This window comes from Bacillus sp. FSL R5-0560, assembly GCF_037966305.1.
Lineage (GTDB): Bacteria > Bacillota > Bacilli > Bacillales > Bacillaceae > Bacillus > Bacillus mojavensis.
The window spans coordinates 2,001,777-2,023,970 of the sequence record NZ_CP150195.1; the positions used below are offsets into that span (position 1 = coordinate 2,001,777).

A 22,194-nucleotide genomic window follows, 5' to 3' on the forward strand; every position below is an offset into this window, starting at 1 on the left:
AGTCGGCACTCTTTAATGCTGCCTGACTCCTGGGTTCTAAATTAAAGTCCTCTTGCTTTAACAAACGCTTTGATATCTTCACCATCATCATTTGTTACACGGACTTTATAAGTACCTTCTATATCTTTTACGTAAAAGGTTGATTCTGTGAACTTTCCTGGTTTCACTGTAATACCGTCTGCTATTCTCTTGCCATCAGGGTTCGTAATTCTGTACTCAAAAGGGTAGGCCCCATCATTTGCAATATAAATTCTGATTTGGTCGTCTTCACTTCCATAATAATCGAAGAAAAAGGTTCCTTTAGCTGAAAAATTACCAGTTTCACAAATTAAAGTGCCACCGCCTTTACATCTTGGATCTGCTAAAGGATTTACGACTTTCTCAGGATTTTGAAGCGGCTTAGCTGAAACAGTAGGACTACCAATAGCAGGTATTAGCCCTAAAGCTAAAGCACCAATAATTAGTTTCTTTTTCATTTTATAATCCTCCCTTAATAGTGAATATGTTGCATTATAAAATTTACAACATCTATAAAATATTTCCTTCTTTTTACATGTTGCGAGGGAGGAAAAATATTCAGGAGGTCACATTTTTGTCACAACTAAACAAAAATAAGCTGTATACCGCAGCAAACTGGTCAAAGCATGAAGATGATTTTACCCAAATGTTCTATAACCAAAACGTGAAACAGTTCTGGCTTCCGGAAGAGATTGCTTTAAACGGCGATCTCCTCACTTGGAAGTACCTCGGAAAAAACGAGCAAGACACTTATATGAAAGTTTTAGCTGGTTTGACGTTGTTGGATACAGAACAAGGTAACACTGGCATGCCAATCATTGCTGAACATGTAGATGGACATCAGCGGAAAGCGGTGCTGAACTTTATGGCGATGATGGAGAACGCTGTCCATGCAAAGTCATACAGCAACATCTTTCTAACATTGGCTCCGACCGAGCAGATCAATGAAGTATTTGAATGGGTAAAAAACAATAAGTTTCTTCAAAAGAAAGCGCGACTAATTGTTTCAATTTATAAAGCAATTGAGAAAAAAGACGAAATCTCTTTATTTAAAGGAATGGTTGCTTCTGTGTTTCTAGAGAGTTTCCTTTTCTACTCTGGATTTTATTACCCACTTTATTTTTATGGACAGGGAAAATTAATGCAAAGTGGAGAGATCATAAATTTAATTATCCGTGACGAAGCGATTCACGGAACTTATGTTGGATTGTTAGCTCAGGAGATTTATAAGAAGCAAACACCAGAGAAGCAAAAGGAAATGCACGAATGGGCTTTAAATTTGCTCCAAGAGCTTTATGAAAACGAATTGGAATATACAGAAGATGTTTACGATCAGGTTGGCTTAGCTCCAGATGTGAAGAAATTCATCAGATACAACGCAAATAAAGCTTTAAACAACCTGGGTTTTGATCATTGGTTTGAGGAAGAAGATGTTAACCCAATTGTTATCAACGGGTTAAGCACAAAGACCAAATCCCATGACTTCTTTTCAACTAAAGGGAATGGGTACAAAAAAGCAACGGTTGAACCATTAAAGGATTCAGATTTCATTTTTACCGAGAAAGGATGTATTCAATGAGATTGATTAAATTAGAGCAGCCTAATTGCAATCCATGTAAAATGGTGTCCAATTACTTAGAACAAGCAGATATTCAATTTGAGACAGTGGACGTTACACAGGAACCAGAAGTAGCATCTAGATTTGGTGTTATGGGAGTGCCGGTAACCATTCTGCTGAGTGATCAAGGAGAGGAAGTAAAACGAAGTATTGGCTTTAAGCCTGATGAGTTAGATGCCTTAATAAATGATTTAAGGGGTCAATAATGGGATTATTGATATTGGCCGGAATTGTGCTTGTTATAACAACAATAGTTGTTTTAATAGATACATACGGGGAATTGATTTTATCTATAATCTGTGGATTCGTTGCTGCATTTGTTGTACTATTTTTTGCTGGGCTAATTGCGGTGTTTTTCCCCTTTGATAACCACGCAGTATTACAAGAAAAGGTAAATGTTTATTCAATTAAAGACTCCTCGAATGTCAGCGGTAATTTTGTACTGGGTTCAGGAATAATTGACGATACCCAATATTTCTATTTCGTAAGCGAAAAGGAAGGGTTCAAATCAGTACATAAAGTTAAAGCAGAAGCTTCTAGAGTAAAAGAAGGAGACTATAAAACTCCATATGTGAAAAAGTACGGTTATGAATATACTAATAAATTTGTAAGGTTCATGTTTGGGGAATCTCCGCTGTTTAAGGATAGCTCATATGATTTCTTTTTACCGAAAAATACTGTGACCAAGGAATATAAAATTGATCTTGAATAGTCAATAAAAGGGTAATTTTAAACAAACTTAAATTTAAAGGAGCTAATAAATGTATTTCATTGAAAATCAGGAAGGGTTAATCGGAAAAGAAGTTGCTTATGTTTGGGCAAATCAGTTTTGTGAGCAAACAACAATTATTACTAAGGATGGAGGCGTGTTTATGGCTTGTCAACAAGCTGACTGGGATGAAGGCTATGAGACAAGAATTTTATACCCACATGAAGCAAAGAAGATCTTACACCCTCTGAAAAGAGAGTTACATGAAAAAGGAGTGATCAATGAAACAGAGTGGGAAGAGTATGAAAATGAGCTAAAAAAGAAGCAAGATGCTGAAAGAGAAAAGTATCTCAAAGAGAAAAAAGAGAGTGATCGTAAACTATATGAAGAGTTGAGAGCAAAGTTCGAACATTAATGAGTTGTTTGTTTAACTGAAGATGACAATAAAAGAACGTACATACATTAAAAACAAAAGGAGCTAATACATAATGCAAATTAAAATCAAATATTTAGATGAAACACAAACAAGAATCAGCAAAATTGAACAAGGTGATTGGATTGACCTTCGTGCAGCTGAAGATGTAGCGATCAAAAAAGATGAATTTAAACTTGTTCCATTAGGAGTGGCCATGGAATTGCCTGAAGGTTATGAAGCACATGTCGTTCCTCGTTCAAGCACATATAAGAACTTTGGTGTTATTCAAACAAATTCAATGGGTGTTATCGATGAGTCATACAAAGGAGACAACGATTTCTGGTTCTTTCCTGCTTATGCATTGCGTGATACAAAGATTAAAAAGGGAGATCGGATCTGCCAGTTTAGAATTATGAAGAAAATGCCGGCCATTGAGTTGGTAGAGGTGGATCATCTAGGTAACGATGACCGAGGAGGGCACGGTTCTACGGGAACGAAATAAGCAAATTTAAAAACCTTGGCTGTTTTCATGCTGTGATCTGAACAATGGAGGTTTCAGCCAAGGTACATATAAATATTATGTTTAAAATGAGTATTTTAATACGAAGGATTTAATTAAAAACAAATTTTAAAAAGGGAAGTTTTGAAAAAGTGAAATAGTAATAACTAAAGTCGATAAAGAACCTAAAGATGTCAAAGAAACAATTTTTCTTGTGCTTTGCTTTTTTGAAGGTTTACTTAGTTCATGGATAACTGCACCCCATAAAAGCATGGATGCTAAAATTATAATACTCAAATACATATCAATACTTCCTTTCTTTATTTTTACAGATTTAATAATTGACATCGATTTTACCACATTTAGGATACAGGTGTCGATGGATTAAGCATTTAAATAAAAGAATACTTTTATCTAAAAAACAATAAGGAGGAAAGAGATCATTAACAACAAAGAAAGAGCTTTACAAGCAAAATATGACGACATGCTTTATAGGAACGGTCTTTGCCTTGGATTTCTTCAGTTGCAAGGACTTGAAGATGAATTTATTGAACATATGAGACAAGTCGCTAAGTACGAGAAAGATCTGAGATACAAAAAGGCAGCGGCTAACTTCATTAAGATACATGACCAAAATAAACTGGGCGGGTGATTAATTGTTTAAGGATAAAAATAAAATAATAAAGAGTATTGAAAAGATCAATAAACTTGAAGAAGCGTTGGCACTATTTGAAGAAGGTGATGAAGAGTATTTAAGTGTATTAGTGAAAATTCAAGGGCTATATGATGAAATCGCAGATAATGCTTTAGATTGTTTTAAAGATATGACTACAAAAATCAGGAACACTGGTCAGAAACGAATTGGAAAAGGGATTGATCAGTTGCCACATACAATTAGAGAAAGTATTGCTGATCAAGTGAATGATATTAAAGGGGAGCTATTCGAATGAAAGCAAATATTAATGGTGTTGAATTTGAAGGTACACCCGAAGAAATAAACGAATTGATCAATTTACAGGGATATAAGAATATGCTGCAAGATGAATTATTAATGAGAAACTTTGAACAGCTTAGCCGAGTGAATAAATTAAGACCGACTAATTTATTTAAAGTAGGGGATTATGATTTCCATGACTCGCCTAAATGCTTAGCTATCTCTTGATAGAGCAGTAGTTAAATCAAACACAAATATAAAATAAGGAGATGTTTATTATAACATATGTAACTTTATTTCTAGCAGCTTATCTAATTGTATTAAACATTAATGAGGTCAGGTTGATTATGCGAGGGGAAAGCAATATGTATATAAAAGTAAAGAGTGTACTTGATAATTCAACTCCAGAAGATGTGAAACGAAATAAGAATTTAATTTACCTGTTTATTTTGCTTAAGGGGATTTCTTTAATCATCCCCTTGGCATATAACGGTTTAATTATGCATGAAAATATCCTTATACTCTGTTGGACAGCATTTTCAGTTATATACACAGTCCTAAGCATGTTTAAGGTTTTAGACGTGCTGGAGGGCGAAACAGTAAGCCATAGTAGATATATTTATTTGGCTTATGTCTTTGGGAACCTTATATTTACTTTGAGTATTATTTTTCATATAATGTGAAATTGTGTTTAGCTGCACTCATTATACGGCTCAAGCCCTTTTAGCATAGGTCTTGAAGGATGTCTTGGAGAGTTTTTCACAGTTAGAAGCTTGTCAAAATGAGTTTTTATTACATAAACCTGATTCTGATTCGCTTCTTTAAGCAACAACATAAAGTCATTACACTGTTTTATATGGAATTGCTTATCAAATAAATCAGGGCAATCTCCCCAAGCCAAGACGACTTTTTTTGAGTCTCTTACAAGGGAGCTCAATACCTGCCGATTAGTTGCCATTACTGTATCAAATAAATTTGTATTTTCGTGTTGTAAGTTTTTAATTAGAGAAGATAACATTGTAGAATTGGTTTCATAAAAGGGATACAGATTGGCAATATGTATTGTACCTACTTCGTTAAGGGTGTGGCTGAATTTACAAAGCTTATTTATGGTTAGGTCAGAAACATCCCTGCCTGCTATACTTGGATTTAACATCATATAAACAAAAGAGGAGTCTAAAGAGTTGTTTAACTTTATCGATAAATAGTACCTAGCTTCGATGGAATCTGTTAATCTTTCAGTTTTACACTCAATAACTTTGCTAACAAACTCCGGCTTATACTTATAAACAGGCATAACTGACCATCCCTTTCCAATTTATAACTAAGAATATCTTACCAAAGTGTGTAAATGAAAGGAAGTTAATTTTAAATGACTCAATTCGATAAACAATACAACTCAATCATAAATGACATTATAAATAATGGAATCTCAGACGAAGAATTTCAAGTAAGAACAAAGTGGGATTCAGATGGAACACCGGCTCATACACTAAGCGTGATTAGTAAGCAAATGAGATTCGATAACGCAGAGGTTCCGATTTTAACGACAAAAAAAGTTGCCTGGAAGACAGCGATTAAAGAGCTGCTCTGGATTTGGCAGCTGAAATCGAACAATGTTAATGATTTAAACAAAATGGGCGTACGCATTTGGGATCAATGGAAACAAGAAGACGGCACCATCGGGAATGCATATGGATTTCAGTTAGGGAAGAAAAACAGAAATCTAAATGGAGAAAAAGTGGATCAGGTTGATTATCTTCTGCATCAATTAAAGAACAACCCATCTTCACGGAGACACATTACAATGCTTTGGAATCCTGATGAATTAGACTCAATGGCCTTAACACCATGTGTATACGAGACGCAATGGTACGTTAAACAAGGGAAACTCCATCTGGAGGTAAGAGCACGGAGCAATGATATGGCGTTGGGAAATCCATTCAATGTATTTCAGTATAATGTGTTGCAGCGCATGATTGCTCAAGTCACAGGCTATGAGCTTGGTGAATATATCTTTAACATTGGGGATTGCCATGTGTACACACGTCATATAGACAATTTGAAAATTCAAATCGAAAGAGAACAGTTTGAAGCACCTGAATTATGGATCAATCCCGAAGTCAAAGATTTTTATGACTTTACAATTGATGATTTCAAGTTAATCAACTATAAGCATGGCGACAAGCTTTTATTTGAGGTAGCGGTTTAACCAATTTGTATTCATAAATAAAGGTTGTTGAAATAAACTCTCTCAACAACCTTTAATTATTTTAGTTAAGTATACAATTACACTTGTTGTTTTGGGTTGAAAAATCTGCTGCTTGAGCATTTTCAGTAGAGACAGATAATGATACTGAAGATACCAACAAAAAGGAGAACAAGAATAAAAATGATTTTTTCATAAATAAAGCCTCCTATATATAGTGTAAGTTAAGGATAGAATAAAATTACAGAAAAGTCAAAATAATTTATATTTTAAACGGGTTATTAAAACATCTTCGTATGAACAGAGGGATTAAGTAAATGGATTTAAGAGTGAAAATAAAATAACTATAGACAAATACAAATAATATGTATAATATGATAATAGAAAGATGGAGAAATAACAGTTTTTTATTTAAACTACAAAAACAAAAAATATGCATTTGAATAAAACTAATATTTTATCCAGAAAACAAAAAAGAGAGGGGAGCCCTCTCAGATCATTAAGTATTGTAGTCCCAGTAAACATCCACATTAACTGTTACACCAGCGTTGCTATCGTTATTTTTTGCTTCCACGTAAAGTGATTTACCTGACACATCAGACAGGTTAACGCTAAACACTTTGTAGAACTGGCTACTTATATAGTTGCCACCACTTGGCGTGACTCGAGCAACTTCAGTTCCATTGGATTTGCGTAAGATGTAAGTGACGTTAGCAGAACTGCTTCCATTGCCTGCTGACCATTGGTATCCCATTATTGATATTTTAGTAACATTGTTTGGTGTAAATGAATTTACTACTGTCTTGTAAGACAAACTGCCAGATTTAGATGATCCTAAATAAGCCTCACCGATGCCATTTTTAACTGCTGTAGCTGAACCTAGCGCATGGAAGCTACCAGTACTTGCTGATGCCACTAGATTATTTTGAGGTAAGGAAGTTGGCTCACTTTTAGTAGCTGCATCGGCTGAGGCAGCTGCACCAGTAAGACCGATAGTTGAAACTAATAAAGCAATTGCTGTTTTCTTCACCAAAAACATCTCCCTTTATTAGAAAATTATGATACTTCTTTATTATAGCAGTTAATCTTGAAAAAAATGGTGAATGTTGTGAAATTATGGTGAAGTCTCTGAACAAAGTGTAAATTTCTCTTTTTAAACTTTTAAGGAGGTGATTTATTGGTTAAGGGAAATGGAATACATAGCACCAACGAACAAATATCAACCTTAGAGCAAAAGAAATATCATATCGAAACTAAGTTACTTGAAAAACAGAGGGATCTTTTAAGACTTGAAACTCAGCAAAACAAAGAAAAGCTTGAATTGTTATTCGAGCTAAGCGAAGTGTTAACCCAATTGCAAGATGAAGAATGGGTAAGCTGCATGATTGCTTTACAAATTATTAGAAGAAATAAAAGAAAGTATTTAGATCTGTTTGATCTTAATGATGACAAAGCATACATAAATAAGGATAAATTTAAAGTTCTTCATGATGAATTCTTTGAATTGAAACTACAATTAAATGAGATATGAGGAGTTGTCAATTGACGGTAGCGAAATTGGAGGTGAAATATATGTGTACATGTGAAGAGGGGAGTGGCAAATGTCCTTATTGTGACGGAGCGCTGGATATATTCTAAATGAAATCTGTATTTTATGAAGAGGAGTCACGAGCTATGGAGAAAATCAATGGCAGGTATAGAATTAAAATACCTTGCCCAAAGGGAATTTCAGGGTGTGCAGTTTGTCATTATGTGTGGATAGACGAAGAAATATATGACCAGATTCACGACTGTTATTATGATTTTTATGGCAAAAAACCAGACCCAACATCTGTGGTTCAAATACATAAACACCTGCCGAGAGATATTCATTTATTAGCAGAAGAATGGGGATGGAATGACACAGAGGTCGGAGAAAAAATTTATAAATGGCTGAGAGAAGAATGTTGTAGGCTTTAGATTGATGATCGAGGTGGTTATATGAGAGTTTCTGAGGTGAATACATTGCTATTACTTCTTTACGGATTTGGAAGAGGGGCATAAAAAGAGAGGGGAGTGAACCCCTCATGTGATTAATGGAATTGACCACCCATGTTTTGTTGTGCTAAGCGAACTAAACGCTTAGTGATTTCTCCACCAACTGAACCGTTTGCACGAGAAGTAGTCTCAGCGCCTAATTGAACACCAAACTCAGAAGCTATTTCAAGTTTCATTTGTTCAATAGCTGAAGCTGCTTGAGGAATTAATAACTCATTATTGTTGTTTGATCTTGATCTACTTTGTTGAGCCATCTTATTCATCTCCTAAAGTGTAATGAAAACAAGCTTGTTTGAATCATATTATGGAGACTTTTTCAGGGATTATACACTTTTTAACAAAGAGAGGGTGATTTTAATGTCTATTGGCCATGGAGCATAAATTTGCACGTACTATATCATCGGTTTAGATAGGGGGATACATATTGTCACATTCATTTTCATTAATTCTTAACAAGAAGCTTCCCTTAAGAATGTTAATTAAACTTTGTGAAATTGACTTCAAAATGCAATTGGGTAAACCAGTATTGGAATTCTCCTCTGGGGTACAGGAAGACATTGGTTTATTTCTAACTGTAAGTTCAAGACAAATCGAATTCCGCTTTTTGCGTAAAGGAAATTTTAGAGTGGCACTCAAGAAGGTTGAAGATTTCATTGGTAAGCAATTTCAAGATGAAACTGTTGGAGTTGTTTATCACGATAGCGTATCAAGGTTAAGAGATATACCAAAAGTTGATGTTATTAATTTAAGGTAAGAGGAATTAAAATTCTATTTTTATTCAGAAAAGAGGGGTAGCGTGGGTAAACTAGATGAGTATTTATCAAAAACAAATGAACGCTTATTAAATGACTTTAAGTGGGGAAGTCAGGGGTATGGTGAGTTCTCTGAATTTATGAATTTGGTAAGAAGTATGCATGTACAAAAAGAAGATCATAAAAATGAACTAACTAAAGCAGTAAAGATTAAAAGGGAGTCTGAACAAACGAGCTAGGTTGTTTGAGAATAGTTTAAATAAAATGTTGATTTCATTTAGAAGGGATAAACTCAATGAAAGAAATTGAATTTGAAGAAGTTAAGAAATTTGTTGAAGTAATGTCTCGGCAATTTAAATCGACCAAGGTGAGCAGAATGGCTAGTTGCTGAAGTTGAACGTTTAAGGAGGTTAAACCAACAATGAACAATAGTTTAGGGAGCAAGACAGATATTCATTTCTGTAATGGCTCACATATCGAGGCGGTTCAACTTATTAATAAACTAAGAGGATTCAATAGCAATTTCTTATGGGGACAAATGCAAGAAAACATTTCACAGGAAATTGAATGGTGGGGAGTTACTCTGACTGGAAATCAGAAAACCGTAAAAGCTTTAAGTGAGCTGATGGAAATAAACAAAGCACTGTTCGAGAACCTCTACAAAGTACAAACAGATACAATTGAAGAGCTTGTAAACAAACTATATGAACAGGTTCCTGACTATGAAAAGAAGTTTCTGAAGTATGTCAATGAGCAGCTACCTAATCTGAAAAGGTACTTACAAGTCGAACTACCCTATAGTGCTCAACTAATATCGAGCATTGAATATGAAATATACATATCCAGTGCTGAAATTGATTGCGAATACCCCTTTGATGCTAGAGGTTGCATTATTACTTTCTTTCAACGAATGCAAGAAATAATCGGTTCATACAAGGAGGATTTAAATGAAAAATGCAGAGTTTAAGATAACAAGTTTCTTAGAGGAATACAAAAGAAGAGACGAGATGCGAAGAGATTTCATCATTCATGAAGGCTACACCGCTATTGAAGAGATCATTAAAGAAGTTAATCAGAGGGGATCTCTAAATGAGGCTGATATTTATTATGGAACACCTAAGCCTCAACTAAGTTTCTCGGACGTTGAATTAGGTTACATGCTTACTTCAATGATGGAATATGCGACAAATCATGTAGGAAATCCAGTTGATGAGGAATGTGAATTTGAAAATAAGCTGGCTTATTTTGAGTATAAGGACGAGATTGTTCAAATTTTTGAAGTGTATGGCCAAGGTACTGAAAGCTGGTTTTCGAAACCAAGTGACGATACCGTTTATAAATTGAATAACACAGCTTACGGAGTGTATTTGATCCAGTTCGATGATTTCATTAATTACACTAAAAATAAAGATAGTGAGAGCAAAAAGCTTTCATCAAGTAGCACGATCTTAAATGACATTACCGGTGGTTACACAGTCGAAAGAGGTTCTAAGTAGATGATTGTAACAGCTTGGATTTTGTTGATAATGTTTGGTTTATTCGCTTTATCAGATTTGAACTTAACTGAAGATGAAACAAAGCATATCAAGTTCTTCATAATAATGAAATTTGTTTCTGTCTTTATAGCTGCTATAGCTGCAGGAGTAATTTGGGGAGGATTGTTTCAATGAAAAATGTAAAAACAATTGGATTACATATTGAAGGAGCGCTGTTTAACGAAGATGGAACTGAATTTACTTATGATGATTTCATAAAGCTAATTGAATCTAATGGGATTGAATTTTGCGGACAGACATGTGTCATCACAGACGAAGGTAAGCTCCTAGATGAAACAGGTAAAGAGATTGACAAGGATAAATGTAAAACATTTAAAGAAGAGCTAGATCACATGATAAAAATTAAGAATATTTTGTTTTGAATTATAGATAAAATCGGTCTTTTATTTAGAATAAAAATAAAATTAGTGGATGAGTTAAGGTGTTTATGAATTGAAAAGTCCAACTAATAAGCCAAAGAGACTTAACACTATTGAAATGCAAAGAAAAGCCCAAATCAAAGCGGTTAAGGGATTGTTAAGTCCTATCCTTTCTTTCCATCTTATTTTAGTGGATTCAGCAGTTTTATTCTTTGTTAATTGAATATATAAAACCACATTCAAACAAAGTGAAATAACGAGCGCCGGAACTAAATAAAGGTTCATATTAATCAACCTTTCTGGATTATTATCCTCAATTAACAAATGTAAGACCAATTTTAACACATACATATTTTACCTTCAATATAGATTAGGAGAGTGATTGATTGGGAGCAAACAATCAAGGGAAAGTTTTTGAAGCGAACATTGAAAAATCTGCAGCAGATCAAAAGTTGTTCTTCTACCGGATTAAAGATGTTAATCCAATGTTCTTGAAAAGGGGGGCAGCAGTATCAAAAAACAAATATGACTGTTTTTTGCATTTTAACGGATACTTGTTCCCCTTTGAGCTTAAGTCGACAAAGAACAAATCCATTTCCTTCAGCGAGAAGATTATAAAGCCGCAGCAGATTAAATATTTAAAGGAAGCAACACAATATCCAAACATAATCCCTGGCTTTCTGTTTCAATTTAGAGAGCCTGAGAACAAGGTTTATTTCGTACATATTGATGATTTCCTTACATATAAGAACATAGCTGAAAAACAGTTGGAACATACATATAAGAATAAAGTTAACAAGTCCAGTATCCCGATTGCGATCTGTGAAGAGATCGGTACAGAAGTGCGCTGGATGAAAAAGAAAGTGAATTATACATATTATCTAAACAAACTTTGCGATGATTTGATAAAGAAATCCAAGTTATTGGACAACCCACTCAGTTCATACATTGATGACAAGTCATCTAAGGGAGTGGTACATCAATGAGCAAAAGAAGAGAATGCCCAGAGAACTATAAGGTAACCACAATTATAAATAAGGATGTGGAAAATTGGGTTAAAGAGGTGATATCATCTAAGGAATTTTATGAATTTGCAGCTACTTTAATGTACAAGTATAAAAAGGCGTAAGACAAAGCGAGTATGCCAGTTTTTCCATGGTATACTCGTACTTATATACAGACATAAAAAATAAAGCAATATGGAGGTTATGTTCTATTGCTTATATTAAAGGGAGATCAAAAGCTAAGCACGGACAATATAATGCATTTGATTGGTAAAATAAATGCATTGATTTATGCCAGGGTTTCAACAACAGATCAAGCTAATAAGGGTTTTTCTATTGAATCACAAATAGAGAGATGTAAAGAAAGGGCTATATCTAAGTTTGGATATAAAGAAAGCGAATTAATTGCACTAGTTGAGCCAGGTGGCATGGGAGATGATCCGAACCGGCCAGCTCTAAATCACGCTTTATATTTATTAGAAAAAGGGCTAGGGAAAAAATTCATTGTATTACACCCAGATCGTCTAACTAGGGATAACACCTTACAGGGTGTGGTATCAAGAAGAATATGGGGTATGGGTGTTGATATAGAGTTTATTGAATTTGAAGTTAATCCTCATGATCCTGAATCAATGCTGATGTACAACATTCAAGGTTCAATTGCCCAATACAATAAGGCGAAAATCCATGCTAACTCAAAGCGAGGGAGATTGGCTAAAGCTAAGAAAGGGGAGTTCCCCTCATTTAAAAGGTTGTACGGGTACAAATTTAACACAGTTACAGATCTTCCTGAGTACAACGAAGAAGAAAAAGAAATTTTGCTTGAAATGAAGGATTTGCTTTTAAACAAAAAAATGTCCTCAAATGATATAGCTAAAGAGCTTTCAAGAAGGGGGGTTGCTGCTCCTAACGGAAAAACCTGGTATCAAGCGACTGTAAGTAGAATGCTACAGAATGAAGATTATACAGGTGATTTTTATTATGGAAAGACAAAAGTTGTTCAAATTAACGGTAAGAAAAAACAGGTGCCAACAAATAAAGACGAATGGATATTGATAAAAATACCTCCAATGTGGGACAAAGCAACACGAGAGCAAATTATTGAGCAATTAAAAAGCAACTTTAAGGGACGAAGTCGAGCGACAAGAGACTATTTGTTAAAAGGTAAAGCTAAATGTGGACGTTGTGGAGGGGCATGTGGCTCAGGAATAACCTCTAAAACTAAGTCCGGTGTTTATAAATATTATTCTTGTAGAGCTAAGAATGCAAAAGGATATCAGAATGGCAAGAAAGTTGTTTCTTGTAAAGGAAAGAATTGGAGAGTTGATATTGTAGACGGGGTTTTTTGGAACTGGTTTGCAAAACTGATGAAGAACCCAGAAGAATTTTTAGAATCCTTTTTAGAGGAAGCGTCTAATCAGAAGAAAATTGAAGAACTCAAGAAAAAGGTAAGTCGATTAGAAAAACAGCTAAATGAGATAGATGAAGAAATTGCAAATTACGTAATTCTTTTTGGAAAAGGAAAAATCAAAGAAAGCATGTTTGATCAGCTGTCTCAGCCATTGGAACAAAACAAAGAACATATTGAGAATGAGATTAAAATAATCAACTCACAATTGACTGCGAACAAACAAACTGAAGATAAGAAACAAAAAATGATTGAGTATATTACTTCGTTTTCTAAAATGATTAAAGAAGAAATTACAATAGAAGAAAAGCGGCAATTTATTGATTTCTTTATTGAAAGGGTTACTCTGTTTGATGATGATCATATGGAGGTTGTATGGAAAAGCTCTTCGCTCAACAACGAAAACAGCCATGTGGATTTTCTTAAAAGCGAGCAGGGAGGGGAGTTTAATAACTCGCATAAAAGATTAAACCGTATTCAAGCACATGGAAGACAAACAGCATGAATTCATTTTAATTCTTGCCGGATATTCACGGGAAATGGAGCATTTTTTATCATTGAATCCCGGTCTCCAATCCAGATTTCCCATCTCCATCGATTTTCCGGATTATTCTGTCAACCAGCTTATGGAAATTGCGAAACGAATGATCGCAGAACGGGAATACCAGCTCAGTCAGAAAGCTGAATGGAAATTAAAGGATTACTTAATGACAGTCAAAAGCACAACAAGTCCCATTAAATTCAGCAATGGCCGTTTTGTCAGAAATGTCATTGAAAAATCGATTAGAGCGCAAGCTATGAGACTTCTAATGGGCGACCAATACTTAAAAAGCGATTTGATGACCATTAAAAGCCAAGATCTCTCAATTAAAGAAGACGCCGCTGGCTCGGTATAGACCTCTTGCTGTGAGAGGTCTTTTTTTCTAATGTATTTCTTGCTTTTCGCAGGAATCGTTTTGTGGTATACACATGCAGGGTTTGGTATGATAATACTACTGCCCACAATATGCAAAAGAAAGGAACATCCATTTGAACGAACAAGAAATAAGACAGGAAAAGGCCATTTTAGTCGGATGTCAGCTGCCGCATATCACAGATGAGCATTTTGAAAATTCCATGGAAGAGCTTGCATCACTGACAAAAACAGCAGAGGGAACGGTATTGACCAGCGTCACGCAAAAAAGAAACCGGGCCGACGCAGCTACATATATAGGAAAAGGGAAGGTTGAAGAGCTGAAGGCGCTCGTTGAAGAGCTTGAAGCCGATCTCCTTATTTTTAATGATGAACTGTCACCAAGTCAGCTAAAGTCCTTGGCAACTACGATTGAAGTGAAAATCATCGACCGCACGCAATTGATATTAGATATATTCGCGAAAAGAGCAAGAACACGGGAAGGAAAGCTTCAAATTGAGCTGGCGCAGCTCCAGTATGCGCTCCCGCGTCTGACGGGACAGGGGATCAACCTTTCCCGGCAAGGCGGAGGGATCGGCGCGCGAGGACCGGGAGAAACAAAACTGGAAACCGACCGCCGCCATATTAGAAATCGCATTCACGAAATTAACACGCAGTTATCCGCCGTCATTCGCCATAGAAGCCGCTACCGTGAAAGAAGAAAGAAAAACGGTGTGCTGCAAATCGCTCTTGTCGGGTATACGAACGCGGGGAAATCAACGTGGTTTAACCGCCTGACAAGCGCTGACAGCTATGAAGAAGACCTTCTGTTCGCCACACTGGACCCTATGACCAGAAAAATGGTGCTGCCAAGCGGCTACAGCGTGCTCCTTTCAGATACGGTCGGTTTTATTCAAGATCTTCCGACGACACTGATCGCTGCATTCCGCTCAACGCTTGAAGAAGTAAAAGAAGCGGATGTGATTCTGCATCTGATTGATTCCTCAAATGAGGATTACGCAGGGCACGAAAAAACGGTGCTTCGCTTGCTGGAAGAGCTTGAAGCAGATGATATCCCGGTGCTGACGGCTTACAATAAACGCGATCAAAAGTTGCCTGACTTTATCCCGTCCGTTGGGAAGAATCATATCATGGTCAGTGCGAGATTTGAGGAGGATGCTGAAAAGTTTAAAGAAGCCATCCAGCGTTATTTGCGCCAAGAAATGTTAACGCCTTTTGAAGCGCAGGTACCGGCAAGTGAGGGCAAGCTTCTCTCCAGAATCAAATCCGAAACGATGGTTGACCGTTTTAATTTTAATGAAGAAAACGAACAGTACGACATATCAGGATTTGTACAAGAAGAGCAAAGTATCATCGGTGAATTGAAGAAGTATATGTAAGAAGGGAATACAAGGACATGTTCGAAACTTTAACACACGGAGATTTATTAAAAAAAACAGCAATGGAAGTGGAAACGGAAATTGCCGGCGTTCATAAACAAATAGAAGAAATCAGTGAACGCAATGAATGGAGAGTGCTTCAAAGCTATAGAAAACACAAGGTGAGCGACACTCATTTTACGCCGTCTACAGGATACGGCTATGATGACATCGGAAGAGATACACTTGAAAGCATTTATGCAGATGTGTTTGGGGGCGAAGCCGGGCTTGTCAGGCCTCAAATTATATCAGGCACACATGCGATTTCCATTGCTTTATTCGGTGTCCTCAGACCGGGGGACGAGCTGCTTTATATCACAGGCAAGCCGTATGATACGTTAGAAGAAATTGTCGGCGTCAGAGGCGGAGAAAATTCTGGATCGCTAAAGGATTTCCAAATCGGCTACAATGCGGTTGACCTGACTGAAGACGGAAAAGTAGATTACGATGCTGTCGCTGCAGCTATCAATCCGAAGACAAAGGTGATCGGCATTCAGCGCTCAAAAGGATATGCCAATCGTCCTTCTTTCTTAATTAGTGAAATTAAAGAAATGATCCGTTTTGTAAAGGAAATCAATGAAAACCTTATTGTTTTTGTGGACAACTGTTATGGAGAATTTGTAGAAGAGCTTGAACCTTGTCATGTAGGCGCTGATCTCATGGCGGGATCTCTTATCAAGAATCCGGGAGGCGGTCTAGCCAAAACAGGCGGGTACCTCGTTGGGAAATCTGAATGGATCGAGGCTTGTTCATATCGAATGACTTCACCGGGCATCGGCCGGGAAGCCGGAGCGTCGCTGTACTCGCTCCAGGAAATGTACCAAGGTTTCTTTTTGGCACCTCATGTTGTATCTCAAAGCTTAAAGGGAGCGGTGTTTACAGCCAGATTTCTTGAAAAACTGGGGTTCACATCTAACCCGAGCTGGGACGCGAAAAGAACAGACTTAATTCAATCTGTAGAGTTCTCCGACAGAGAAAAGATGATTGCCTTTTGTCAGGCGATTCAATATGCGTCGCCTATCAATGCTCACGTAACTCCTTATCCGAGCTACATGCCTGGATACGAGGACGATGTGATTATGGCAGCGGGCACATTTATACAAGGAGCAAGCATTGAATTATCAGCTGATGGCCCTATCCGCCCGCCGTATGTAGCGTATGTCCAGGGAGGATTAACCTATGCGCATGTGAAAAACGCCATATGCAGTGCAGTGGATTCTTTAATGGATAAGAAATTAATTTGAATAGTTTCAAATTTTCACTGAATTTCATGTTAAGAATCCTTACATGTTGTTGACACAAAATATAACATCACCTATAATGAAACTAAGTTAAGAAAAGGAGGAAATTGAGATGAGTGATAACATTCGCCGCTCAATGCCTTTATTTCCAATAGGAATTGTCATGCAATTGACCGAATTATCAGCAAGACAAATTCGGTATTATGAGGAAAATGGACTGATATTTCCAGCTAGAAGCGAAGGAAATAGACGATTATTCTCATTTCACGATGTAGATAAACTGTTAGAAATTAAACACCTGATTGAACAAGGTGTAAACATGGCAGGAATTAAACAAATTCTGGCGAAAGCTTCGGCTGAGCCGGAACAGAAACAAAATGAGAAGACGAAGAAACCAATGAAACATGATCTGTCTGATGACGAACTGAGACAGCTCCTGAAAAACGAGCTTATGCAAGCCGGCCGTTTTCAAAGAGGAAATACATTCCGTCAAGGCGACATGTCCCGCTTCTTTCATTAATCCGTTAGCAACTGTTTTGCTATATACATTTACCTTTTAGAGGAGGAGTTTTACGAAATGGCAAAGTATACAAGAGAAGATATCGTAAAATTAGTAAATGAGGAAAACGTCAAGTACATCCGCCTGCAATTTACCGACATTCTTGGAACAATCAAGAACGTTGAGATTCCTGTAAGCCAGCTTCCAAAAGCACTTGATAATAAGGTCATGTTTGACGGATCTTCTATTGAAGGTTTCGTTCGCATCGAAGAATCAGATATGTACCTGTATCCTGATCTAAATACATTTGTTATCTTCCCATGGACAGCTGAAAAAGGTAAAGTAGCACGTTTCATCTGTGATATTTACAATCCGGATGGCACACCTTTCGAAGGTGACCCGCGAAACAACTTAAAACGGATTCTGAAAGAAATGGAAGACCTGGGCTTCAGTGATTTCAACCTAGGACCTGAGCCTGAATTCTTCTTATTCAAATTAGACGAAAAAGGCGAACCGACTCTTGAATTAAACGACAAAGGCGGATATTTCGACTTAGCTCCAACTGACTTGGGAGAAAACTGCCGCCGCGATATCGTTCTTGAGCTTGAAGAGATGGGCTTTGAAATCGAAGCATCTCACCACGAAGTAGCGCCTGGTCAGCATGAAATCGACTTTAAATATGCTGGTGCAGTCCGTTCTTGTGACGACATCCAAACGTTTAAACTAGTTGTTAAAACAATTGCCCGCAAACACGGTCTGCATGCGACATTTATGCCAAAACCGTTGTTCGGTGTGAACGGTTCAGGTATGCACTGCAATCTATCACTCTTCAAAGATGGCGTTAACTCATTCTATGATGCAAACGCAGATCTTCAGTTAAGTGAAACAGCGAAACACTTCATTGCAGGTATCGTGAAGCATGCAACAAGCTTTACAGCAGTAACAAACCCGACAGTGAACTCTTACAAACGTCTTGTTCCTGGCTATGAAGCACCTTGCTACGTTGCATGGAGCGCGCAAAACAGAAGCCCGCTTATCCGTATTCCGGCTTCCCGCGGCATCAGCACACGTGTTGAAGTGCGTAGCGTAGATCCAGCTGCGAATCCGTACCTTGCCCTGAGCGTATTGCTTGCTGCAGGTTTAGACGGAATCAAAAACAAATTAGAAGCACCAGCTCCAATCGACCGCAACATCTACGTGATGAGCAAAGAAGAGCGCATGGAAAACGGAATCGTCGACCTGCCTGCAACACTGGCTGAAGCGTTAGACGAATTCAAATCAAACGAAGTGATGGTCAAAGCCCTGGGCGAGCACCTATTCGAGCACTTCATCGAAGCAAAAGAAATCGAGTGGGATATGTTCCGCACACAAGTTCATCCTTGGGAGCGCGAACAGTATATGTCTCAGTATTAATCTTTCAATCCCTTGGCACTATTGGTGTCAGGGGATTTTTTGATTATTTAACAATTTTAATAACTTAATATAAATCATAGACCACCCACAAAACACCCACAAAAAAACAATAAAAAATTACTCCATAATTGTGGAGATATAATCCTCGTAAATATTCATTGAACACACAGCATGAGTGCTACGGAGGGCATGACCAACCGTTGATTGATAGTAATAATGCGTCTGGAAGGTTGTATTTAGGTAAAAAGTATAAATTATATACTGGAGTTAACAAAACAAAAGATTTAAAAATGAAACTCAGGACAGAATATAATGTAACCCCTCATGTGGATTAGAAATCAGGAATATATTATTTGTTAAATCCTAGTATAGATTGATTGCTTCTGAATATTTTAATGTAACATAAAAATGGTGGAAAAAGCCCCTCTCATAGAGAGGGGCTTTTAACTAATTAAGGTGCTGTTCCGCAATTGACTTTGTATTCGTCCTCTGTTACTTTCTTTGAATAACAGAGATAAGGAGTTTGACCAGTTTCACTTTTCCAAGCATTAAATAACATCAAAGAATAAAGACTTCCTGATGATTTGTCACTTTCCCTTTTTTGAAGAATTGTGAAATAGCTTTGATAGGGGTATCCCATTTTATAGATTTCGTGTCTAATGGCTCCTTTTTCTGAAGAAATATTGAACAAAACTGGTGAAAGGGGAGGCATTAAAATTAATATGATTAATACTGTTGCTAAAACAGATAGCAATGTTTTGATCCTTTTTTTCATTTTTCCTCCTATGCGGCCTATAATGTTAGAAACTCTGTTTTTGGTGAAGAAAAAGTAGATACAGGATAATAATGCTTCCAAGAAACAAAGTCTTTCATCAGAAAGCAAAGTGGTATCTAAGACAAAAAAACTTCTACGCCTCATTATGGGAATGAAGGTGACGATTCGTCAAATATAAAGAATTACAAGCAAGAAATTGAAGAAAAATTAGGAACTGTCAACGCAACAAAAATCTGAATTAGAAAAGATCAACGGATCGGAAGTCTCTGCATCTGCATCTGCTGTAAAAGGATATAATCGTTGGAAAGCCAAGGAATACGCTGACAATTATGCTTTGTCTCCAAATGAAAATTATAAAAATGGAGACTGTACTAACGTTGTATCTCAGGCTTTAAGAGCTGGTTTAATGCCTTATTTCAAAGAGTGAAGCCTCATACAAATGCATGGATTAATGCAGGTTCATTTAGAAACTATATTTTAGAACCTGGCGGTATAAAAATGAAAGCCGATACCTTTCCTTTGTAACCCGGTGTTTCATCTTTTGTCATGACTGTTTCAAGCTACATCTCAAAAGTGAAAAATCACCAACGCCTGTTTTATTTTTATCACAACTTTAATGGAACTTTCCAAATTTAATTAGGTATAAGCCTTAGAGAATCACATAGCCATAGGAGGTAAATAACAATGAGTGAGATTTGGAAGAACAGTGACTATGATCCTTTTAGGTTAAAAGACATTAGAGAAGAAGAAATAAAAAAGATCGAAAAAAGTTGAAAATGAATTTGCCCGAAGCATATAAAAAATTGATCGTTCAACAAAATGGTGGATTGATTCATTTTAATGCATTCCCAACAGATCAGGAAACATCTTGGGCAGACGATCATATCGAAGTTGATCATATTAGAGGACTAGGAAAGGATCTGGGGATCTTAGAAAGTGAATATCTAATAAAAGAGTGGGGGCTACCACAAAGATTATTGTTAATACAGGGGGATGGACATAATTGGGTTGCATTGGATTATCGCCAAACTAATCAAAATCCACCTGTTCATTACTTTGACTTTGAATTAAATAATGACTTTAAGATTTCAGATTCATTTGGTGAATTTTTATCTAAACTCTATATACATGAGTACGAAGAGGTTCAGGATGACGAAAATGCAGATTTTGATCAAATTTATAGTATTAATTCAGATGATCCGGATGCTATTCAGAAGGAAGAAGTCGAAAAAATTCTTGCTAATAAGAACCCTATGGAGATTCATAGGATTTCTCTTTTTCCAATCCAAAGTGTCGAATACCTAAAGTGGTTGCTGAACAATATTAAACATAATGCCACAGGGACAGAAGGAGACATGGCTTTTGAATTGGCTGACGTATTGATGTCAGTCGTACATTATGGTAAGCGATAAGGTCGCCAACGTTATAAGTGCAAAGATGACTGTCATTTTTAATCTAAAGAACCCGATAGCTTAAAAAAGTTTTACTAAACTCATTTGGTAGATAGACCAAGCTATTTTTTTTTATTTTTACTATCATTATTAATAAACCATTTCTCAGCAAAATCCACTGCTTCTGTAAGTGAAAAAAGGCGACAATTAGCAGAACCCACTTTACCAACTTTCATATTATGTTCTGCTTCAAACGCTTGACCGACTTCTTGAAATAGTTCTTCTCTAAATTCAAGTTCTTTATATTCTTTCCATACTCTTTTACCTTCTACTATCATAGGTGCACCCCTGTTTATAATTTTTTGATAAGGAATTCTGTACTCAGCGAGATGGAAACAGGTACTACTATCAAAATCAGCACCTAATAGTAAAACATATGATTGACGTATATAAAGTTTCCCCAGAGGTGATTGTTCACCCAGTCCGAATTCTAAAGGATGTTGATTAAGGATTTTGTTTTTATGTTTTCCCCAAGCTATGAAAGAGTAGTTTGGGTGATTACTTCTTTGAACTTCTGGATAAGACCTGAATAACTCTACTATTTGCCCCATCCCTCTAGTAGTGGGGGTATAGTTAGAATTATAGGCTGGCATACTATCTCTAATAATATCCCACCACTCCTCTGGTACGGGAGGGTTTCCCCATTCTTTTGGATCAGATAATTCCACGGATTGAGAAGGCATCACGATGGTACCTTCTTCAGTAACAACATCTATTAATGCTTGAATTACAGCAACAGCCCCACCATTTACCCATCCTATAGATGATAAGGAGGAATGTACAAGTACGGTCATTCCTTTCTTTAATCCTAAAGCTTTCAAATCTTCTGTTATAGACTGTTTAGTTCTTGGAAAAGTTGTACTTTCTACTATTTTTTTCATTTAGTTCATCTCCTATCTATAACCTCTTATTAGATACTTATTAATTATAACTGTAAGTTTGCGACAATTAAATTTTTAGCAAATA

At 36.5% G+C, this 22,194-nt stretch carries 35 protein-coding genes and 3 pseudogenes; 29 read left to right on the forward strand and 9 right to left on the reverse strand.

Going from position 1 to position 22,194, the window contains the following annotated elements; all coding sequences use genetic code 11:
- Positions 1–41: 41 nt before the first annotated feature.
- Complete coding sequence (locus NST56_RS10535; RefSeq protein ID WP_268303054.1) at positions 42–476, reverse strand: hypothetical protein; 435 nt, start codon at positions 474–476, stop codon at positions 42–44.
- Between the two features lie 77 nt (positions 477–553).
- Between NST56_RS10535 and nrdF the strand changes: the two genes are divergently transcribed.
- The 5 genes from nrdF to dutB all read left to right on the forward strand — a co-directional run bounded on the left by nrdF (position 554) and on the right by dutB (position 3,262).
- Positions 554–1,597 carry a class 1b ribonucleoside-diphosphate reductase subunit beta gene (nrdF, locus tag NST56_RS10540; RefSeq protein WP_339182164.1) on the forward strand — a complete coding sequence of 348 codons (1,044 nt, stop codon included), beginning with the start codon at positions 554–556 and terminating at the stop codon, positions 1,595–1,597.
- Positions 1,594–1,842: a thioredoxin domain-containing protein gene (locus NST56_RS10545; protein ID WP_268418371.1), complete on the forward strand. Its 249-nt coding sequence runs from the start codon at positions 1,594–1,596 to the stop codon at positions 1,840–1,842. The genes nrdF and NST56_RS10545 overlap by 4 nt, the downstream gene beginning before the upstream one ends.
- A complete protein-coding gene (locus NST56_RS10550) occupies positions 1,842–2,348 on the forward strand; it encodes a hypothetical protein (RefSeq protein ID WP_268418372.1) in 507 nt (168 codons plus the stop codon). The genes NST56_RS10545 and NST56_RS10550 overlap by 1 nt, the downstream gene beginning before the upstream one ends.
- 49 nt (positions 2,349–2,397) lie before the next feature.
- The gene (locus NST56_RS10555) at positions 2,398–2,760 is read left to right on the forward strand and encodes a hypothetical protein (RefSeq protein WP_339181865.1); all 363 of its coding nucleotides are present in this window, start codon (positions 2,398–2,400) and stop codon (positions 2,758–2,760) included.
- 73 nt (positions 2,761–2,833) lie between these two features.
- The gene (dutB, locus tag NST56_RS10560; RefSeq protein ID WP_268418374.1) at positions 2,834–3,262 is read left to right on the forward strand and encodes a dUTP diphosphatase DutB; all 429 of its coding nucleotides are present in this window, start codon (positions 2,834–2,836) and stop codon (positions 3,260–3,262) included.
- Between the two features lie 126 nt (positions 3,263–3,388).
- On the opposite strand, the gene NST56_RS10565 is transcribed toward dutB, so the two are convergent.
- Complete coding sequence (locus NST56_RS10565) at positions 3,389–3,607, reverse strand: hypothetical protein (protein ID WP_268279482.1); 219 nt, start codon at positions 3,605–3,607, stop codon at positions 3,389–3,391.
- Positions 3,608–3,743: 136 nt separating this feature from the next.
- Here NST56_RS10565 and NST56_RS10570 point away from each other — a divergent pair, with 136 nt between their 5' ends.
- From NST56_RS10570 to NST56_RS10585, 4 genes are all read left to right on the forward strand, one after another.
- Positions 3,744–3,911 carry a hypothetical protein gene (locus NST56_RS10570; protein WP_339181867.1) on the forward strand — a complete coding sequence of 56 codons (168 nt, stop codon included), beginning with the start codon at positions 3,744–3,746 and terminating at the stop codon, positions 3,909–3,911.
- Between the two features lie 4 nt (positions 3,912–3,915).
- Positions 3,916–4,209 (forward strand): hypothetical protein, encoded by a 294-nt coding sequence (locus tag NST56_RS10575; protein ID WP_339181870.1) that lies wholly within the window; start codon positions 3,916–3,918, stop codon positions 4,207–4,209.
- Positions 4,206–4,421 carry a hypothetical protein gene (locus NST56_RS10580; protein WP_339181874.1) on the forward strand — a complete coding sequence of 72 codons (216 nt, stop codon included), beginning with the start codon at positions 4,206–4,208 and terminating at the stop codon, positions 4,419–4,421. The genes NST56_RS10575 and NST56_RS10580 overlap by 4 nt, the downstream gene beginning before the upstream one ends.
- Positions 4,422–4,534: 113 nt before the next feature.
- Complete coding sequence (locus NST56_RS10585; protein WP_339181877.1) at positions 4,535–4,876, forward strand: hypothetical protein; 342 nt, start codon at positions 4,535–4,537, stop codon at positions 4,874–4,876.
- Between the two features lie 8 nt (positions 4,877–4,884).
- On the opposite strand, the gene NST56_RS10590 is transcribed toward NST56_RS10585, so the two are convergent.
- Positions 4,885–5,490: a DUF1643 domain-containing protein gene (locus NST56_RS10590; protein ID WP_339181880.1), complete on the reverse strand. Its 606-nt coding sequence runs from the start codon at positions 5,488–5,490 to the stop codon at positions 4,885–4,887.
- 75 nt (positions 5,491–5,565) lie between these two features.
- Here NST56_RS10590 and NST56_RS10595 point away from each other — a divergent pair, with 75 nt between their 5' ends.
- A complete protein-coding gene (locus NST56_RS10595) occupies positions 5,566–6,405 on the forward strand; it encodes a thymidylate synthase (RefSeq protein WP_339181884.1) in 840 nt (279 codons plus the stop codon).
- Between the two features lie 61 nt (positions 6,406–6,466).
- Here NST56_RS10595 and NST56_RS10600 read toward each other — a convergent pair whose 3' ends face one another.
- Both NST56_RS10600 and NST56_RS10605 read right to left on the reverse strand, forming a co-directional pair.
- On the reverse strand, positions 6,467–6,598 hold the full coding sequence (locus NST56_RS10600; RefSeq protein ID WP_268440581.1) for a hypothetical protein: 132 nt from the start codon (positions 6,596–6,598) through the stop codon (positions 6,467–6,469).
- Positions 6,599–6,901: 303 nt separating this feature from the next.
- Positions 6,902–7,432 carry a hypothetical protein gene (locus NST56_RS10605; protein ID WP_213417560.1) on the reverse strand — a complete coding sequence of 177 codons (531 nt, stop codon included), beginning with the start codon at positions 7,430–7,432 and terminating at the stop codon, positions 6,902–6,904.
- 147 nt (positions 7,433–7,579) lie between these two features.
- Here NST56_RS10605 and NST56_RS10610 point away from each other — a divergent pair, with 147 nt between their 5' ends.
- Complete coding sequence (locus NST56_RS10610) at positions 7,580–7,933, forward strand: hypothetical protein (RefSeq protein ID WP_339181889.1); 354 nt, start codon at positions 7,580–7,582, stop codon at positions 7,931–7,933.
- Positions 7,934–8,076: 143 nt separating this feature from the next.
- Positions 8,077–8,361 carry a hypothetical protein gene (locus tag NST56_RS10615; RefSeq protein WP_339181891.1) on the forward strand — a complete coding sequence of 95 codons (285 nt, stop codon included), beginning with the start codon at positions 8,077–8,079 and terminating at the stop codon, positions 8,359–8,361.
- Positions 8,362–8,474: 113 nt separating this feature from the next.
- Here the strand turns inward: NST56_RS10615 and sspC are convergent, their stop codons facing one another.
- Positions 8,475–8,693, reverse strand: a complete 219-nt coding sequence (gene sspC / locus NST56_RS10620) for an acid-soluble spore protein SspC (protein WP_017474724.1) — start codon at positions 8,691–8,693, stop codon at positions 8,475–8,477.
- A gap of 170 nt (positions 8,694–8,863) precedes the next feature.
- Here sspC and NST56_RS10625 point away from each other — a divergent pair, with 170 nt between their 5' ends.
- Positions 8,864–9,193 (forward strand): hypothetical protein, encoded by a 330-nt coding sequence (locus NST56_RS10625; protein ID WP_339181894.1) that lies wholly within the window; start codon positions 8,864–8,866, stop codon positions 9,191–9,193.
- A 42-nt stretch (positions 9,194–9,235) separates the two neighbouring features.
- On the forward strand, positions 9,236–9,430 hold the full coding sequence (locus tag NST56_RS10630; protein WP_339182355.1) for a hypothetical protein: 195 nt from the start codon (positions 9,236–9,238) through the stop codon (positions 9,428–9,430).
- A gap of 21 nt (positions 9,431–9,451) precedes the next feature.
- Here NST56_RS10630 and NST56_RS10635 read toward each other — a convergent pair.
- Positions 9,452–9,533, reverse strand: a pseudogene (locus tag NST56_RS10635) (hypothetical protein); the annotation flags it as partial.
- Between NST56_RS10635 and NST56_RS10640 the strand changes: the two are divergent.
- The 13 genes and pseudogenes from NST56_RS10640 to glnA all read left to right on the forward strand — a co-directional run bounded on the left by NST56_RS10640 (position 9,496) and on the right by glnA (position 19,002).
- Positions 9,496–9,616: pseudogene (locus NST56_RS10640) on the forward strand (hypothetical protein). The pseudogenes NST56_RS10635 and NST56_RS10640 sit on opposite strands and share 38 nt — an antisense overlap.
- Positions 9,613–10,158, forward strand: a complete 546-nt coding sequence (locus NST56_RS10645) for a hypothetical protein (protein ID WP_339181896.1) — start codon at positions 9,613–9,615, stop codon at positions 10,156–10,158. Before NST56_RS10640 ends, NST56_RS10645 begins: the two are co-directional and overlap by 4 nt.
- Positions 10,139–10,687 carry a hypothetical protein gene (locus NST56_RS10650; protein WP_268422004.1) on the forward strand — a complete coding sequence of 183 codons (549 nt, stop codon included), beginning with the start codon at positions 10,139–10,141 and terminating at the stop codon, positions 10,685–10,687. The genes NST56_RS10645 and NST56_RS10650 overlap by 20 nt, the downstream gene beginning before the upstream one ends.
- Positions 10,688–10,861, forward strand: a complete 174-nt coding sequence (locus NST56_RS10655) for a hypothetical protein (RefSeq protein WP_064814932.1) — start codon at positions 10,688–10,690, stop codon at positions 10,859–10,861.
- Positions 10,858–11,109, forward strand: coding sequence for a hypothetical protein (locus NST56_RS10660; RefSeq protein ID WP_216394200.1), 252 nt, complete (start codon positions 10,858–10,860; stop codon positions 11,107–11,109). Before NST56_RS10655 ends, NST56_RS10660 begins: the two co-directional genes overlap by 4 nt.
- 383 nt (positions 11,110–11,492) lie before the next feature.
- On the forward strand, positions 11,493–12,092 hold the full coding sequence (locus NST56_RS10665) for a hypothetical protein (RefSeq protein WP_339181902.1): 600 nt from the start codon (positions 11,493–11,495) through the stop codon (positions 12,090–12,092).
- A complete protein-coding gene (locus NST56_RS10670; protein WP_339181905.1) occupies positions 12,089–12,235 on the forward strand; it encodes a hypothetical protein in 147 nt (48 codons plus the stop codon). Before NST56_RS10665 ends, NST56_RS10670 begins: the two co-directional genes overlap by 4 nt.
- A gap of 87 nt (positions 12,236–12,322) precedes the next feature.
- Positions 12,323–14,023: a recombinase family protein gene (locus NST56_RS10675; protein ID WP_339181908.1), complete on the forward strand. Its 1,701-nt coding sequence runs from the start codon at positions 12,323–12,325 to the stop codon at positions 14,021–14,023.
- A pseudogene (locus NST56_RS10680) lies at positions 13,989–14,414 on the forward strand (stage V sporulation protein K); the annotation flags it as partial. The gene NST56_RS10675 and the pseudogene NST56_RS10680, both read left to right, overlap by 35 nt.
- Before the next feature lie 133 nt (positions 14,415–14,547).
- Complete coding sequence (hflX, locus tag NST56_RS10685) at positions 14,548–15,810, forward strand: GTPase HflX (protein ID WP_339181911.1); 1,263 nt, start codon at positions 14,548–14,550, stop codon at positions 15,808–15,810.
- A 17-nt stretch (positions 15,811–15,827) separates the two neighbouring features.
- Positions 15,828–17,093, forward strand: a complete 1,266-nt coding sequence (locus NST56_RS10690; RefSeq protein WP_326197010.1) for an aminotransferase class I/II-fold pyridoxal phosphate-dependent enzyme — start codon at positions 15,828–15,830, stop codon at positions 17,091–17,093.
- Between the two features lie 109 nt (positions 17,094–17,202).
- Positions 17,203–17,610 (forward strand): transcriptional repressor GlnR, encoded by a 408-nt coding sequence (gene glnR / locus NST56_RS10695; protein WP_010334345.1) that lies wholly within the window; start codon positions 17,203–17,205, stop codon positions 17,608–17,610.
- 57 nt (positions 17,611–17,667) lie between these two features.
- A complete protein-coding gene (gene glnA, locus NST56_RS10700) occupies positions 17,668–19,002 on the forward strand; it encodes a type I glutamate--ammonia ligase (RefSeq protein ID WP_024121509.1) in 1,335 nt (444 codons plus the stop codon).
- A gap of 451 nt (positions 19,003–19,453) precedes the next feature.
- Here glnA and NST56_RS10705 read toward each other — a convergent pair whose 3' ends face one another.
- On the reverse strand, positions 19,454–19,777 hold the full coding sequence (locus tag NST56_RS10705) for a hypothetical protein (protein ID WP_339181915.1): 324 nt from the start codon (positions 19,775–19,777) through the stop codon (positions 19,454–19,456).
- 334 nt (positions 19,778–20,111) lie between these two features.
- Between NST56_RS10705 and NST56_RS10710 the strand changes: the two genes are divergently transcribed.
- Both NST56_RS10710 and NST56_RS10715 read left to right on the forward strand, forming a co-directional pair.
- The gene (locus NST56_RS10710; protein ID WP_326333486.1) at positions 20,112–20,204 is read left to right on the forward strand and encodes an amidase domain-containing protein; all 93 of its coding nucleotides are present in this window, start codon (positions 20,112–20,114) and stop codon (positions 20,202–20,204) included.
- 349 nt (positions 20,205–20,553) lie between these two features.
- Entirely contained in the window at positions 20,554–21,189 is a 636-nt protein-coding gene (locus tag NST56_RS10715; protein ID WP_339182167.1) for an SMI1/KNR4 family protein, read from the forward strand.
- 101 nt (positions 21,190–21,290) lie between these two features.
- On the opposite strand, the gene aacD is transcribed toward NST56_RS10715, so the two are convergent.
- Positions 21,291–22,109, reverse strand: coding sequence for an aminoglycoside N3'-acetyltransferase (gene aacD, locus NST56_RS10720; protein WP_339181919.1), 819 nt, complete (start codon positions 22,107–22,109; stop codon positions 21,291–21,293).
- Positions 22,110–22,194: the final 85 nt, after the last annotated feature.

Excerpts from the sequence above, each read along its gene's own strand:
- dutB (WP_268418374.1), top strand. The coding sequence starts at position 2,834 with ATGCAAATTAAAATCAAATATTTAGATGAAACACAAACAAGAATCAGC.
- glnR (WP_010334345.1), top strand. The coding sequence starts at position 17,203 with ATGAGTGATAACATTCGCCGCTCAATGCCTTTATTTCCAATAGGAATT.
- NST56_RS10565 (WP_268279482.1), bottom strand. The coding sequence starts at position 3,607 with ATGTCAATTATTAAATCTGTAAAAATAAAGAAAGGAAGTATTGATATG.
- NST56_RS10655 (WP_064814932.1), top strand. The coding sequence starts at position 10,688 with ATGATTGTAACAGCTTGGATTTTGTTGATAATGTTTGGTTTATTCGCT.
- NST56_RS10545 (WP_268418371.1), top strand. The coding sequence starts at position 1,594 with ATGAGATTGATTAAATTAGAGCAGCCTAATTGCAATCCATGTAAAATG.
- NST56_RS10590 (WP_339181880.1), bottom strand. The coding sequence starts at position 5,490 with ATGCCTGTTTATAAGTATAAGCCGGAGTTTGTTAGCAAAGTTATTGAG.
- nrdF (WP_339182164.1), top strand. The coding sequence starts at position 554 with ATGTTGCGAGGGAGGAAAAATATTCAGGAGGTCACATTTTTGTCACAA.
- NST56_RS10570 (WP_339181867.1), top strand. The coding sequence starts at position 3,744 with ATGCTTTATAGGAACGGTCTTTGCCTTGGATTTCTTCAGTTGCAAGGA.
- sspC (WP_017474724.1), bottom strand. The coding sequence starts at position 8,693 with ATGGCTCAACAAAGTAGATCAAGATCAAACAACAATAATGAGTTATTA.
- NST56_RS10555 (WP_339181865.1), top strand. The coding sequence starts at position 2,398 with ATGTATTTCATTGAAAATCAGGAAGGGTTAATCGGAAAAGAAGTTGCT.
- NST56_RS10535 (WP_268303054.1), bottom strand. The coding sequence starts at position 476 with ATGAAAAAGAAACTAATTATTGGTGCTTTAGCTTTAGGGCTAATACCT.
- NST56_RS10595 (WP_339181884.1), top strand. The coding sequence starts at position 5,566 with ATGACTCAATTCGATAAACAATACAACTCAATCATAAATGACATTATA.
- NST56_RS10580 (WP_339181874.1), top strand. The coding sequence starts at position 4,206 with ATGAAAGCAAATATTAATGGTGTTGAATTTGAAGGTACACCCGAAGAA.
- NST56_RS10715 (WP_339182167.1), top strand. The coding sequence starts at position 20,554 with ATGAATTTGCCCGAAGCATATAAAAAATTGATCGTTCAACAAAATGGT.
- glnA (WP_024121509.1), top strand. The coding sequence starts at position 17,668 with ATGGCAAAGTATACAAGAGAAGATATCGTAAAATTAGTAAATGAGGAA.
- NST56_RS10550 (WP_268418372.1), top strand. The coding sequence starts at position 1,842 with ATGGGATTATTGATATTGGCCGGAATTGTGCTTGTTATAACAACAATA.
- aacD (WP_339181919.1), bottom strand. The coding sequence starts at position 22,109 with ATGAAAAAAATAGTAGAAAGTACAACTTTTCCAAGAACTAAACAGTCT.
- NST56_RS10705 (WP_339181915.1), bottom strand. The coding sequence starts at position 19,777 with ATGAAAAAAAGGATCAAAACATTGCTATCTGTTTTAGCAACAGTATTA.
- NST56_RS10660 (WP_216394200.1), top strand. The coding sequence starts at position 10,858 with ATGAAAAATGTAAAAACAATTGGATTACATATTGAAGGAGCGCTGTTT.
- NST56_RS10645 (WP_339181896.1), top strand. The coding sequence starts at position 9,613 with ATGAACAATAGTTTAGGGAGCAAGACAGATATTCATTTCTGTAATGGC.
- NST56_RS10650 (WP_268422004.1), top strand. The coding sequence starts at position 10,139 with ATGAAAAATGCAGAGTTTAAGATAACAAGTTTCTTAGAGGAATACAAA.
- NST56_RS10615 (WP_339181891.1), top strand. The coding sequence starts at position 8,077 with ATGGAGAAAATCAATGGCAGGTATAGAATTAAAATACCTTGCCCAAAG.
- NST56_RS10690 (WP_326197010.1), top strand. The coding sequence starts at position 15,828 with ATGTTCGAAACTTTAACACACGGAGATTTATTAAAAAAAACAGCAATG.
- NST56_RS10670 (WP_339181905.1), top strand. The coding sequence starts at position 12,089 with ATGAGCAAAAGAAGAGAATGCCCAGAGAACTATAAGGTAACCACAATT.
- NST56_RS10600 (WP_268440581.1), bottom strand. The coding sequence starts at position 6,598 with ATGAAAAAATCATTTTTATTCTTGTTCTCCTTTTTGTTGGTATCTTCA.